Origin of the sequence: Hyphomicrobium sp. MC1, from assembly GCF_000253295.1 — a bacterium.
Classification (GTDB): Bacteria; Pseudomonadota; Alphaproteobacteria; order Rhizobiales; family Hyphomicrobiaceae; genus Hyphomicrobium_B.
In genome coordinates this window covers 1,173,686-1,186,324 of the sequence record NC_015717.1, presented here as the reverse complement: position 1 = coordinate 1,186,324, position 12,639 = coordinate 1,173,686, and the positions used below count along the sequence as shown (strand labels likewise).

14 protein-coding genes are annotated in these 12,639 nt (G+C 58.2%); all 14 read right to left on the bottom strand.

Translation table 11 applies throughout. The features are described from left to right. Window position 1: 1 nt before the first annotated feature. Entirely contained in the window at window positions 2–247 is a 246-nt protein-coding gene (locus HYPMC_RS05735) for a hypothetical protein (protein ID WP_013946890.1), read from the bottom strand. Then, on the bottom strand, window positions 244–1,020 hold the full coding sequence (locus HYPMC_RS23120; protein WP_013946889.1) for a lysozyme: 777 nt from the start codon (window positions 1,018–1,020) through the stop codon (window positions 244–246). The genes HYPMC_RS05735 and HYPMC_RS23120 overlap by 4 nt, the downstream gene beginning before the upstream one ends. A gap of 37 nt (window positions 1,021–1,057) precedes the next feature. Beyond that, the gene (locus HYPMC_RS05725) at window positions 1,058–1,438 is read right to left on the bottom strand and encodes a hypothetical protein (RefSeq protein WP_013946888.1); all 381 of its coding nucleotides are present in this window, start codon (window positions 1,436–1,438) and stop codon (window positions 1,058–1,060) included. Next, window positions 1,438–2,730 (bottom strand): DUF2793 domain-containing protein, encoded by a 1,293-nt coding sequence (locus HYPMC_RS05720; RefSeq protein WP_013946887.1) that lies wholly within the window; start codon window positions 2,728–2,730, stop codon window positions 1,438–1,440. The genes HYPMC_RS05725 and HYPMC_RS05720 overlap by 1 nt, the downstream gene beginning before the upstream one ends. 225 nt (window positions 2,731–2,955) lie before the next feature. Then, entirely contained in the window at window positions 2,956–5,055 is a 2,100-nt protein-coding gene (locus tag HYPMC_RS05715; protein WP_013946886.1) for a hypothetical protein, read from the bottom strand. After that, window positions 5,055–6,278, bottom strand: coding sequence for a hypothetical protein (locus HYPMC_RS05710; RefSeq protein ID WP_013946885.1), 1,224 nt, complete (start codon window positions 6,276–6,278; stop codon window positions 5,055–5,057). Before HYPMC_RS05710 ends, HYPMC_RS05715 begins: the two co-directional genes overlap by 1 nt. Further along, complete coding sequence (locus tag HYPMC_RS05705; RefSeq protein WP_013946884.1) at window positions 6,278–6,877, bottom strand: hypothetical protein; 600 nt, start codon at window positions 6,875–6,877, stop codon at window positions 6,278–6,280. The genes HYPMC_RS05710 and HYPMC_RS05705 overlap by 1 nt, the downstream gene beginning before the upstream one ends. 27 nt (window positions 6,878–6,904) lie before the next feature. Further along, complete coding sequence (locus HYPMC_RS05700; RefSeq protein WP_013946883.1) at window positions 6,905–7,555, bottom strand: hypothetical protein; 651 nt, start codon at window positions 7,553–7,555, stop codon at window positions 6,905–6,907. Between the two features lie 445 nt (window positions 7,556–8,000). Beyond that, entirely contained in the window at window positions 8,001–9,425 is a 1,425-nt protein-coding gene (locus HYPMC_RS05690; protein WP_013946881.1) for a hypothetical protein, read from the bottom strand. After that, entirely contained in the window at window positions 9,425–9,778 is a 354-nt protein-coding gene (locus HYPMC_RS05685) for a hypothetical protein (protein ID WP_013946880.1), read from the bottom strand. Before HYPMC_RS05685 ends, HYPMC_RS05690 begins: the two co-directional genes overlap by 1 nt. After that, window positions 9,753–9,950, bottom strand: coding sequence for a hypothetical protein (locus tag HYPMC_RS05680; RefSeq protein ID WP_013946879.1), 198 nt, complete (start codon window positions 9,948–9,950; stop codon window positions 9,753–9,755). The genes HYPMC_RS05685 and HYPMC_RS05680 overlap by 26 nt, the downstream gene beginning before the upstream one ends. A gap of 55 nt (window positions 9,951–10,005) precedes the next feature. Continuing rightward, window positions 10,006–10,461 carry a hypothetical protein gene (locus tag HYPMC_RS05675; RefSeq protein WP_013946878.1) on the bottom strand — a complete coding sequence of 152 codons (456 nt, stop codon included), beginning with the start codon at window positions 10,459–10,461 and terminating at the stop codon, window positions 10,006–10,008. Between the two features lie 12 nt (window positions 10,462–10,473). Beyond that, window positions 10,474–11,586, bottom strand: a complete 1,113-nt coding sequence (locus tag HYPMC_RS05670) for a DUF4043 family protein (protein ID WP_013946877.1) — start codon at window positions 11,584–11,586, stop codon at window positions 10,474–10,476. A gap of 54 nt (window positions 11,587–11,640) precedes the next feature. Beyond that, entirely contained in the window at window positions 11,641–12,507 is an 867-nt protein-coding gene (locus HYPMC_RS05665) for a hypothetical protein (protein ID WP_013946876.1), read from the bottom strand. Window positions 12,508–12,639: the final 132 nt, after the last annotated feature.

The window sequence follows — 12,639 nt, the reverse complement described above, 5'->3', positions numbered from 1 at the left end:
TTCAATCGCGGCGGTAGCGATCGCGAAGCTGGTCAGCAGGAAGGTTTTCAACCGATGCGCGGGCGCGTTGGGCTTTATCGACATTCTCATTCGTCCTCTGTTCGATCTTTGCCAGGACGCGAGACTCCCCAATGGCTTTGTAATGGGCTGCGAACGCGAGCCACGCTGTAACGAGCGCAGCGAAGATTCCGCCAGCGACCGCAACGCGGCCCCAGAGCGTGCCAGCGAATGTGATCAGTCCGATCATGATGTTTCCTGCTTCGATGGGAGCCAATGACAAACAGCCCAGTAGAGCCCGCCTCCAAGGGCACAGGCTCCGAGGATGTACGGCCAGCCGGGCAAACCAACCGCCCAGCCTCCAAGGTCGTGAGACTGCTGCGCGACGCCGCGAATTCGGGTTCCGGTCGACAAGAAGCCTTCAGCGGTTCCCAGCGGATCGGCGGGGATCAGTTGCTGCACACCGGCCCCGGCCGCGATAACCGCTGCGGCGACGGATTTCCGAGACGGAGGCTCGGGCGCTTTGGAGACCGTCTGCGGCATGGCCGGTTCTTCCGTCGCTTCGACCGGCTTGAGAAACAGCGCCTGCTCACGCGCGCGCCGCGATACGAGTCCTGCCAATGTCCGGCCCTGAGCCTTGACATACAGAGGGAACTTGTTTGCCGTTCCCATTCTGTCCCCTTTGTTCAAAGGAACGATGAGCTTCTTGAGGTTGGCAGGGCCGCAGTTGTTGCAGAACAGCGTGAGAGCGCCCTTTTCATTTTCATTGATCGGCACCGTGACGTATTGCTGAACGTATCCCTCGGCTTCCTTCAGGTCGTCCATCATACGCGACGTGGCCTCGGCTTCGGTCATGACCATGCCCATCTTGACGCCTTTGGTCGTGCCGTAACCGATGGTCGGAATGTCATATTTACCGCCGCCGAGATAGGTCTGGTAGGCAGTGCAATCTCCGTTATCGAGCTTCTTGTGGTATCCCTCGAATGACTTGTTTAGGCGGACCGTCTCGTCGTTCACGCTCATCCCCCTACCCCCGTCAGTGCTTTGAACCGAGCAAAATTCATGCCTTCTGCTCCCCAATACCTTCCGTCATCTGCGCAATGGCTTTAGCCGTATTCTCTCGGACTTTCGCGATGTCACTGGCCTGCCCGGAAATCTTGCTGTTGGCCTCATCAAGGGCCTGAGCCTGCGCCAGGACCTCTTTCGACAGAGCATCGATCCTGTCGAGCAAGGGCTTTAAATCTGGCGGCTCTGATAATGTCTGGACAATTGCCGGTAATGACGTCGTTCTCTGTGTCGTAGCTGCTTCGATCTCGGAGCGTTCCGCATCAGAAATAGGTTTTGATCCAGCCGGTGCATGGTCCATGTGTGCGTGGCATGCAACAATGTGGCCGTTATCATTTAAAACCGCGAAATAACCCCACTTTTCCTGATCTCTCATTATTGATCTCCAAAAACAGCGACGTGAATAACCGCGTCGGAGGCGACTCCGCCTGGTATTTTTGTTATGATCGAAAAGCCGCCTGTCGAAAGTCCAGCGACATAAGTCATGAGATTTTGGGATCCGAGACACGCCAACACGCAATAATTTGCTGATGACATTGGCGTTGTGAACGTAAAGCTATAATCTCCAACGCCATTTCGAGTAATACTCGCGACGTTGTGCGATACGGAAATGCTCCCTGGATTTCCGCCCCCGCTTACCCATGCCTTAGGATGACCGGGATGGAACTTCTGAACGTCAGCCGTGACGAGGCGATTTGCAGTAAGTGCCTCCATTGCCGCTTGATCTGCTGGAGGAACAAGAGCGCCCGCAACCCACGCTGAATCGACGAAATGATAATAGAGGTTCTCATCGGCTACATATGCGATCCAGCCGCAATCGGCATATGGCGTTGAAGGAACCCACGCCGCTCCTGACCATTGGACAACATCACCATTAGAGACTGAAACGCCATCCCAAGTCGCAGATGATGTTGAGAGATAGATCGCCCCCTGGACAGGTGATGATGGAGCTGCCGATACTCTATCCGTTATCGGAATAATACCCTGCCCGACCTTAACAAAGGGAGTGGTATGCGAGGAAACCCGCCAATTTCCACCATCTGACGTGATCTCGCAGTCTTCGCCGTTGAGCGCCAATGCATAGGCGCCGCCGAAGGATTTTGAGCCCTCGGAAATCAACTGACCAGATCCTGTCGCCACGGCGATCAGTGCCTGATTGGCTGACCCGGCATGCTGAACCTTGATCTTCCATCCCGTGCCGACAGTGACCGCAGAGGGAAGCGTCAGCGTAACATCGCCACCACTACAGTTGATAGCGAACGTGGTGTTCTGATCGGCCTCGACCGCAGAATAATCGAGAGACTTGGTTACGACGGGAAACGTTGCCGTCACTGAGATATCGAGAGACGATGCCGAAACGATCGCGCCTTTGACGTTATCGTGCTCCCACAGCGTCACATCATCGGCATCTTTGCAGACGATCTTGTAAGGTGCTGTCCCGACGTAGATCAGAGTCTTCGTGCTCACTCCATCGGACGTCGGGTAGCCGAGCGTATCGCAGACGATTTCCGTCCCGATCTCGACAATCAGATCCTCATCGCTATAAACAGTCTTCGGCGCCGTCGTACCGGCATCGTAGAAATAGAGAATAGCGCCGGAAACCGGTTCACCGGTAGAATCGTCAGTGATGCGAAAGCCTGCAGGAAATACTGCGACGGAGTCTGCCATATGGGGGAACTTCCTAGATGCGTGAGCCGTTCTTTAGTCCGGGCGGCATAGCCGCTCTGATCGTTGTCGTCGGTACGCTGACGTTTTGCTACTTCTATGCAGGCTGGGCCCGAGACGCGATCACGTCGGGCTCTTGGCTCATATTCGTGTTGATGGGACTGTTTCCGTTCGTGCTCGGATATATCGTCGGCGATGAACGGGACCGCGCCGACTATCACAAGTTCTTCAATTGGGTTGGGCGGCGATTGCGCTTTCAATCAAGGGCTGGCGAGCGCCACCCGCAACTGCATTCAGAATCCGAACAATCGTATCGCGTTGTGCGGCCGTCGTGGCGCGATGGTTCGCAAGCTGCATCAAAGCCTGGACATAGGTATCGCGATCAACGCCCCGAGCGGTGAGCAACCGCGCCTGATCGGCCATGATCCGCCCTGCCCTCTCGCCTAGCGCCCCGTTCATCAGAGCGTTGACACCCCGGCGCGCGATGGCGAATGCGGCCTCGTTGAGCGTCCTTGGTGCCTCAGTCCGGATTGGTGCTCCAGCTCCCATCGGAAGGCGCGTCTGGCCAGCTTGGCGCCGCGCCGTCGCCGAGTTCGTCATGATCTGATTAAAGCTCTCAGCCATGCGGTTTTCGGCGTCGATCAGCCTGTTGAGATTATTGGCTGGCCCTGTCCCGGCAATCTGATCGAGATTCGTGCGGGCAAACTGGCTGTTGAGCGCCCGACGCGCCTGAGCGTCGCCATTAGTGCCGAAGTTCGTCGCCGCACGCCCCATGATCTGCCGGAGATCATTTCTGGCGCCGTAGCGATACATGTCCCTGCCAGCTTGCGACAGGTTCGCAAGTTCGTCCTCGACAATGTTCGGGTCTCTCTTTCCTGAAAAAACACCGGAACCGAGCTGCGCAGCCTCTCGCCCTTCCAGGCCTTCGCCGGAAATCGACCGGGCCAGCGCCCACGGGCTTTGCGTCGGGTCATTCGGGCTCAAATGCTCGTCAATCGTTGTCCGCAACTGACGGGCAAGGTTGCCATAGATGCGGGCTTCATTGCTGCCCCGGTCGGCATTGCGCGCCAGATCGTCGACCGCGCGTTTCAGATAGTCATATTCTAACCCGGTCGGAACCTGTTCGGGATGGAACCGCTGCACGCCGGTCATGGCCTGCATGGGATCGTTGACCGGGCGTAAGCGGAACTGCTGCCGGTAGCCGTCGGCGCGCGCCAAGGTCTGGGCCCGGTTGAATGCGGACGGAGGAATGTTGTCGAGCACCGTTCGAATATCGGGCGTGACAGGGATAGAAGTATTGTGGAACGCGTCATAATAGGGTGCCGCGGCCGCTCTGGAGGTCCTGAGGTTCTGGTCGACGACTTGGCCGAGATTGGTCCGCGGTCCGAGCGCGGTATCAACGCCCGATATGATGCGTGCCGGCGCATCGGCGCGGCGAGCATTGAGTTCGCCCCGAACGACGGGCAACTGCGGCCCGTAGGTGTTTGCGAGCGTCTCAGCCGATCCTCTGAGGTCCTCGCCCATGTCGAGCAGCATGCCTTGCGGGCCGAGTTCGCGCGCCTGACGGGCGTAGGCCCCAGGCGTCAGGTTCGAGGATGCAATATCATCGGCCACGCGATTGACGGCGCCACGCTCGAATGGTTGCAGCGGAGCGGGAAGCGGCGCGCCACGGTTTGCGATGTAGTTTGCTGCATTTCCGACGCCCCTGGCAATCGGAGCCGCGACGCCACCGGTTATCGCGCCGACGCCGGCGCCGATGGCTGCGTTCTTGAGCCGGTCTTCTCCCTCACCTTCACCGGAACCATAAATTCCGCCGTAAACCGCGCCTGTCCCAGCCGCGTTGACGATCTCAGGAACAAGAGATGTTCCACGCATCAATCTGAGGGCACCAAACGGCGCACTGGCAACGATACCGCCTGCGACGGCCGCACCTTTGGAGACGCCACTGGCGTTTTTGTCGATATAGCGTTGGCGTGCATCCTGGTAGGCTTTCGCCTCGGCGTATGGCTGGCCAACGCGGCCGCCCGTGACGGCATTCAGGCCTGCATCGATGCCGGCCGAGGCCTCATCGAGCCAGGAACCGAACGGCAGATAGCTTGCCACGCTCGGTTGCGGAACGAGGCCACCGGCCGCTTCCTTGGCAACGCGCGCATCCGCCCGTTGGGCAAGATCGTCAAGCTTAGGGACATCAGGTGCTGCCGCGGCCGCTTTTGGGTCCTGCGCCGCATTCTGCTGCACGTAGGCCATGATCTCGTCATGCGACGCAGTATCAGGTGCGCTGATCTGATAGCGCGATCCGTCAGGCCCGGTGATCTCGTAAGTCGCCATCAGTCGAGCCTCTTAATAGACCATCCGCCGTTGGCCGGAGCTTGTGGGGCTGGTTGCCCTTGGCTGACGCCGACGACGTTGCCGCCCTGGGCGCGGGCTCGCGCGATGTTTAGGAGACTGATCACTTGATCACGATAGTCTTGAACGGCCTTGATATAATCGTCTGTCCCGAGCTGTTGAGACCGAAGTTTGTTGTAGGCGGCCTGGGCCGCTTCGCCTTCTTTCTCCGTGATCGCACCAGCGCCCCTGAGATCATTATAGGCCTGAAGGAATGTGTTGCTGTTGATGAAGTCGATTGATGCTTGGGCATTTTTCGCTTCGTTGGATGTGTTCGTTACCTCTGGAAGCCGCCCATAAACCGTACCCGTGACGCGGTCCAATCCTCGGCGGTTAGCCAGAAGCCCGCCAATCGCGCCGAGTACACGCGATGCTGCATTTTCTGCCAATGGCAGGTTCGCAGCAGCCTTGCCCTGCGCCTCGCCCTGGACTAGAGCCGACTTGCCTGCGGCGACGTTGGTGCCGACATTGCGAACAGATCCGCCCGTGGCCTTGTCGTACATCAGATCGCCTTGGACAGCGACGCCGCGCGACGGTGTCAGAGCGACGGGTGGTGCTCCAGGCTGACCCGGCTGCGTTCCAGGCGCTCCGCCGAACTCGAGAGGTTTGACCTTGGGTTGCCCATTCGCGCCGAACTGGACAGAATAAAACCGCCTGTTCGAATCCTGAACAATCGTTCCTGCCTTCCCGTACTCACTGCCGCCGTTAGCCGCCTGCGCATTGAGCTTTCCGATCTCGGCTCTGGTTTTCTGAAGTTCCAGATCCTTAGCCTGACTGTCTCTGGGATCGAGATACATACCAGCCTGAGCCGCCATCAGTTTCGGGCCTGTAACCGGGTCGAGTTCTTCCGGAGAAAGACCTTGCGTGCCGTGAGATCGAATGATCGATTGCCATGCGGCGGCCCGCTGCGTTGGATCTGTCAATTGATCGACAGCCGTGGCCTGCTTGCCAAAATCAGCGACGCGCTGTCGTTGTGTTGCCTGCTTCGCCTGCTGCTGCTCGAATGCCAACTGCTGGTCAGCCCGGTCTGAGGCCTTCTGCTGAAAGCCGAACTGTCGGTTCTGATTCTGCTGTTGAATGATCACGTCGAGCGCCTGATTGACCGGCTCGAAGTTGACACCGGGTCCGGTGCGAAACTGAGATATTGGAGCGTAATAATTGGCCATTAGAGTGCTCCAAACGCGGTTGCAGCCTTCGCGCCCGTGCCAAGGATGCCGAGCACATTGTTGAGACCAGTGTTCCGCGTCTGACTGATCGCACTCCCTTGCCCTATCGCGTTATTGGCCTTCGTCGCGCCATAGCCATAGGCATTGTCACCTTGACCCGTATAAACGTTTGACTGACTTCCTGCTGCGGACAGGCCTTGGTTGCCGAGGTTGGCGTAATCGGACAGGATGTTGTTATAATTCTGGTAAAGAACGCGCTGGCCGGCTAAGGCAGCCGTTCCAGATGCTCCAAGGCCGCGCGCATTGAGCGCTTTCAGAGCCGCATTTTGATCCGATGCAAGCTGCCCGGTCCACAGCGGATCAGAGGTAATGACACCCTGTGCATTGGATCTTGCATCCGTGCCATTGAGACCAAGCAGATCGGCATACATCTGCTGGCCTTGCTGGCCCGACGTCACCCATGGCTGATAATTCGATGCCGCCTGATCATAATAGCCCTGAGACGTCTGATAGCCCTGATCGAGCGCCGCGTTTGCTTTTTTGTAAGCGCTGTTGATGTCGGACCGCGCCTGCGATCCGTTCCAGTCAAAAAAGGCCATGGTCTGTTGTCCTATGTGAGGAAGTGCTTACCGCAAGGCAACGGCGCTACCGGTCGTGAAGCCGCCGCCGTTGAATGAGAAGGAAAGCCCGTAAGTCGTCGCCACCGATGGCAACGCATGCGCCGGCGACCATCGCAGATCACTGATCCCAGCTGTTGCCCCGCCAAATGCATCCTGGGTGACGCCGCCGCTCCAGGTGCAGGCCGTCGCTGGAGTATCGGCACAGAACAGCATGGCGATGCTGATCACGGCAGAGCCGGCGGGGGCAGACAGCGACGACAGGCTTGTCCCAGAACCCGTCGTCACAGCGGTAGAGCTTGCTGCTCCACCATTAATCAGGTTGCTCACGACATAGAGAGAATAGGCCTCCGTGCCGGTAGATGTGGGGATTGTTACGATTGTCGTTCCGGCAGCCGGTTTTGCGATCCAGATTTGAGATCGCGTGTCTGCCAAGCCACCGGTATTTGCACTCTCGACAAGCTTCGTCGCAGCAGCGCCGCCAATTGACGACAGAGTTCGCGAAGACCCTAGAAACTGGCAGGTGACAACAACCCACTGGTTGCCACCTAGCGCTGGAACCGTGAAGGAAACCGACCCGGAACTTCCGGTGAAGATGGTCTGCGTTCCAATGTAGGAAACCGTCACAGGTCCGCCGTCCCAACGCGCGAACATTCCCATCACGTTCTCGTATAGGCGATCTCAAAGATCGCATACTGGCACGACGAGTTCGCGCTAATAACACAATTCAAATTCTGACCGACAGCGACGACATTGTTTCCCGTCGGCGTTTGGATATTCGCTGATGTCGAGACGGAATTCGGTGTCGCTGTAATGTCTGTGCCACTGATATTCCATGTCGCAGTACACGTCCCGCTTGCGCAGCGCGACGTGATCGATGTGATCGTAAATCCAAAAGCCGAGTTGATCTTTGCCCGATAGCTTTGATTGACTGGGAATGAGATAGAGAACGTTCCAGATTCTGTTTGACCCTGCACAGTCGACAAACCTGAGACAGCCCCGGAAAGGCTCTGTCCCAACGATCGGAACCAGGCATAGGCCGCGTCACTGATCTTTCCCGTGCTCGTCGTCATGTTGCCGGGCGGCGGCGGATCGAACAGACCCATTAGGCCGCGACCTGCCGCACGTTGGCCGCAGCCTGATAGAGCGCGCGATCAACTTTAGCCGACCACGAGATTCTGAAGTCTCTGCCATTTTCTCCGGCTTGACCGAGGCGATGCGTACGAACCCGAACCATCGGCTTGCCTTGCTGGCCGATTTTCAGCGTCCGTTGCCCTTTATATGTCGCTCCCCCGTCGTCAGACCATTCCACCATGATCTCAGGGTCAACGTCCTGCGATGCGCCCTGGCCGACGCCGACGCCTTTCTGAACATCGAGATAGAGCGAATAGTATCTCAGGCGATACGGAAAGGCATGCACGCGCGGAAGAACGACGCTCGAGATTAGAGGCTTGCCCGCATCGTCGGTGAACTTCGCACTCATCTCGTAAAGCGCGCCGGACGCCACATCACCGGCTATGATCTTGGTGCCGAACCCGACAACGAAGGATACCTGCCAGTTCTTCTGCCCGTAGGTCTGACGCTCGTGCCAGCGCTTCATGGACGTATCATAAACCCACGTCCAATCCGGCGTGGAGATCATGTAAAACATGCGGCCGTTCGCGATCCAAGCCGCAGACCTGATCGTCGAAGCATCCTCTGTAGCCTGAATGTCGTTCTCGACGTCAGGTTCCGAGATCACAACGGCTCCATCTCCGCCAGAAAGACGACGGACCGTTTTGTCATGTCCAATCCAGAAGATTGAATCAGAGACCTTCTGCGCCGATGCTGCACCAAAAATGCCCACAGGAATGACGTAGGCGCGCGAATACGCAAAGTCCGACCCACCGGTATCCTGCCAAACCTCTGTGGTCTCCGCTCCCATCAGGTAGGCATAGGCCTGATAGGTGATCACGCGCACGAGGGCATCTGGACTTCCGTCTGCCGTCGCGAAATCCAATCCATCCCAGCTCGTGGCATCATCTATAGCGCTGATCTGAAACTTGCTGAGCGCCGTCGTAATCAGCATGTAGCCGTCGCTGTAATCGAGCGACGTCGGACCGGAAAGATCAGGGTCCGTGACCTGGGACAGCACGTCGTTCCGGCAATTGTACATCAGGCCGTCGCAGACAATCGTCACGTCGGCCGGAACGCGGCGGTTGCGCACCATGAACACCGGCGCCGTGGTCGAGATGTTCATCGAGCCGATCAGCGTCTGATTGCCGTTCTGCGAGACTTTGTAGAGCGCCGTTCCAGCGACGACATAAAGAGCGACGTCGTCAAGGTTCAGAGCCGCGCGACACCCGATCGTCGATGGGACACCTTGCAAAAGACAGAAGCCCTGCAAGCCGTCGGAGGAATAAATCGCGCGCGGAACTTTTCCCTCTGGACCGATCTCAGAGGCGTAGCAGTTGATCAGCCGGCAGGCGCCGCCCTGCAGGAACTTGCCTTTGGTCGATCCGGTCGGGAGCTGGAAAGGAATGATTGCCATCAGAAGTCTTCGAAATGCGTTGCGAGTTCGTCGGACTTGACGTTGACCGTGCGGCGCAGCCGGCGCCGGAGAATGCGCAGCCCCTCATCCATCGAGTCCGGATCAACGGGCTCTCCGAATGCCGGCATGATGATCAGCGCCATGATCTGGGTGAGCGGCTCGAACACGGCAGCCGGGATTTCAGAGACAGGCCAGTAGAATTCATCATTCACCATCATCTCTTCGAAGAGATCGGTATAGCGGTTGATGACGTACTGGCTGTCGGCCGCCGACGGCGTTTCTTCCGCGGCAATGATGTTGAGAGCCAGCAGTGCGTTTTTCGCAAGCTCAGTCGGCGTTCTTGTCGTCGCCATTCTCGCTCACCTGCTTGGCCTTGCGGCCGGGTTTCTCACCAAGCTTCTCAAACAGAATCGAGTTCGAAAGCTTGTTGACCGCATGCGGGTCAGTGACATCATGTTCCGTGCCGGGATACCATTTGAACCCCATGAACTCGGACTGCTCTTCACCGATGAATTTGAACTTCATCTCGTCTCCTGTTGCCTAAAGAAAGAGCGGCAGTTTCCCGCCGCTCTATGGTTCATCAGGCCGCCACAAGCGGCGTGGTGTCGAACTCTTCGTTGACGAGGCCCTTCAGAACGCCCTTGATGGTACCGGCTGCACCTGACGTCGCCGCCGTGTTGACGTAGGCTTTGATCAGGGTGCGATCCGTGTACTTGTAGAGAAGAGCCGCAGGATCAAGCGTAGCGAAGGTCGCCGCTGCCTGGCCGGACACAGCCGCCAGCCAACGATTTTCGTCGCTGTCGTCGCCAACGTCGAACAGGAGACCCGTCGAGGTATCCATATCCGTGACATTGAAGACGATGCCGGTCGGAACGAAGCCTTTCGGCACCCATGCCAATCCGACTTCGTCATTCGCGTTGTCGATCATGCCCGTGGTTACTGCCACGATGAACGGGATGACAACCTCCTGGGTGGCTGATCCCTGCGCTTTGGCCTTGCCGCTCACACGAGACTGCGATGTCGTATAGATAGCCATGTGTCAGTCTCCTTATTCCACGGCCGCGTGATAGACGGTGACCATGCCAACGTCCTTGCCGTTGTTGATGCCGCCTGGATTGTTGTTCCAGCGCAGCTTGTCGATGCCGTCGGCAAACTCGATGCCGACGCCCTTCAGGAAGCCGTAATCGTCGTCGGCGCGCGACGTCGGAATAGCTGCCTGTTTGTTGACGAAGCCAATCGCCTGCGCACCACACAGGAACGACACGCCGCATTGGATCGAGCCGTTCGAGAACGTGGTGTCGGCATTGAGCCCGCTATCGGCGTCCTTGCCCTGATAGAACTCAGGGATTTCGCGATAGATCACGCCGTCATAGATGAGATCGCCATCCTGGAAGAGCGGGTTGCTATCCACATCACGAGCGCGGGCGTCGCGGTTGGCTTGTTGCATCACCGTATCGGCTTTCAAATCGCGGAAGCCGAGCGGATGGCAGAACATGACGTAGTATTCGCGTCCCTGCGTTCCGGTCTTAAACGGCCGGATCATTGGACGTGCCTGGCGCGCCATGAACTTCGCCAGCGAGCCAACCGCCGTGCTGAGCTTGTCCGCCGTGTTGTCGATCGCGGTCAGTCCCGTGGCATGCGTTGCGGAATAGTTTGCCCGCGTGGCCCCGAACAGGATGCGATCAGAGTTGCCGGCAGCAAAAGCGTTGCGCTGCGTGGCATTGGCCGACGAGAACGGCGTGCCGTCCGACATCTTGTGGAAGGCTTCGATCAGCCGATATTTGACGTTCTCGGTTGACCAGTCTTTGAGCGACGGACGAGCCTGCGCCATGAAATCGACAGCAGACTTGGCGCGGTCCTTTTTCGTCGCCAGAACAGCCTGACGGCGGAATTCCCAGGACAAATCCTGGTAGTACTGATCCATCTGCTGTTCGTTGCCGGTGAGCGACGTATTGCCGGTCACGCCAGCGCCATTCAGCTTGCCGAGCAGCGGAATGCGGATCGTGTAGCCGTCGGTCTGGAGATCGTTGACGACGGAAATGATATCCATCGCCGAGTCGCCCATGTAGGGCTCGAAGCCGGTATCACGGATGTATTCCATGATGAACTTCGAGCGCCATTTCGTCAGTTCCAAGCCTGACAGAACGGTGGTCGTTGACATGTGTGTGATCTTTCGTGATCAGGGGTTGCGGATCACGAAGCCCGCGAACGCGGCTTACTTTCGCTTTCGGCCTGAACCGAAGACGGTGCCCATCAAGGCTTCGTCATTTTGTGGATGCCCAGCTGACGGTCCGGACGCCGTCGCATCTGCGAGCGAGCCTGGAAACTGCGGCTGGGGCTGTGCGGCTGGCGCCTGTCCCGGCATCACCGACCTGTTGCCCGTCTTCAATTCTTCCAGCACCTTGGCGCGAACACGTTCCTCGATCGACTTCTCGTAAGCTTCCGGGTCTTCGCCGACGCGGCTCAAGACGTCCTGGCGTTTCTTCCAGTTCATGAGATCGCCGTAGAAGTCGCGCGAGCGCGCTACCCATTGCTCGTTGATGACGCCTGCCTGCTGTGCGGCTTGCAGGGCTTGGTCAACAGCCTGATCGCCGAACTTGTTGCGGGCCATCATCTCGGAGAAGTTGAGACGTTGATTGAGCAGAGCTTGCTGGAAGTTCTGCCGTTCGAATGCCAAGGCACCGGCCGGATCGACAAACGGATCAGGCGGTGGCTGCTGTGGTTGGGGCGGGTTTTGGGCCTGCCGCTGATTGCGCTCGATCTCCTGGAAACGCCGCTCCATCTGAGCGATGCGCTCGTCAGATTCCTTGCGCAGGCGAGCTTCTTCCTCACGCGCTTTTTCCGCCGCTTGGCGTTTTTCGCGCTCGGTCGTCAGCTCTTTGAGAGGGACAAAACGTCCTGTTGAAGGATCTCGGTACCCCTTTGGCTCAGCGTCCGATGCTTGCTCTGCCGGTTCGGCAACCGTTTCCGATTGAGCTGTAGCTTCGGGCGCAGCGGGCGGCGCGTCATTGCCTCCCCTGTCGCGGCCTGAAGAGAATACGTCAGTCAATACGGCATCATCTGCCGACTTCTCAGTCGTCATGGTCACTCTCCGCTTTGTCGTAGCTGGTCACGAAAGCAGCCGATATCGCCCGGCTGGTGCGAGGTCTGTCCGATTACGCGCGGACAGTCGCGATACGCCGCTTGAGCCGGCGAGTCTTACGCACGTCTACAG

Bases quoted from the DNA above. Each gene is read 5' to 3' on its own strand.
- HYPMC_RS05690 (WP_013946881.1), bottom strand. From the start codon at position 9,425: ATGGCAATCATTCCTTTCCAGCTCCCGACCGGATCGACCAAAGGCAAG.
- HYPMC_RS05715 (WP_013946886.1), bottom strand. From the start codon at position 5,055: ATGGCGACTTACGAGATCACCGGGCCTGACGGATCGCGCTATCAGATC.
- HYPMC_RS05675 (WP_013946878.1), bottom strand. From the start codon at position 10,461: ATGGCTATCTATACGACATCGCAGTCTCGTGTGAGCGGCAAGGCCAAA.
- HYPMC_RS23120 (WP_013946889.1), bottom strand. From the start codon at position 1,020: ATGAGCGTGAACGACGAGACGGTCCGCCTAAACAAGTCATTCGAGGGA.
- HYPMC_RS05720 (WP_013946887.1), bottom strand. From the start codon at position 2,730: ATGGCAGACTCCGTCGCAGTATTTCCTGCAGGCTTTCGCATCACTGAC.
- HYPMC_RS05705 (WP_013946884.1), bottom strand. From the start codon at position 6,877: ATGGCCTTTTTTGACTGGAACGGATCGCAGGCGCGGTCCGACATCAAC.
- HYPMC_RS05700 (WP_013946883.1), bottom strand. From the start codon at position 7,555: ATGGGAATGTTCGCGCGTTGGGACGGCGGACCTGTGACGGTTTCCTAC.
- HYPMC_RS05665 (WP_013946876.1), bottom strand. From the start codon at position 12,507: ATGACGACTGAGAAGTCGGCAGATGATGCCGTATTGACTGACGTATTC.
- HYPMC_RS05680 (WP_013946879.1), bottom strand. From the start codon at position 9,950: ATGAAGTTCAAATTCATCGGTGAAGAGCAGTCCGAGTTCATGGGGTTC.
- HYPMC_RS05735 (WP_013946890.1), bottom strand. From the start codon at position 247: ATGATCGGACTGATCACATTCGCTGGCACGCTCTGGGGCCGCGTTGCG.
- HYPMC_RS05725 (WP_013946888.1), bottom strand. From the start codon at position 1,438: ATGAGAGATCAGGAAAAGTGGGGTTATTTCGCGGTTTTAAATGATAAC.
- HYPMC_RS05670 (WP_013946877.1), bottom strand. From the start codon at position 11,586: ATGTCAACGACCACCGTTCTGTCAGGCTTGGAACTGACGAAATGGCGC.
- HYPMC_RS05710 (WP_013946885.1), bottom strand. From the start codon at position 6,278: ATGGCCAATTATTACGCTCCAATATCTCAGTTTCGCACCGGACCCGGT.
- HYPMC_RS05685 (WP_013946880.1), bottom strand. From the start codon at position 9,778: ATGGCGACGACAAGAACGCCGACTGAGCTTGCGAAAAACGCACTGCTG.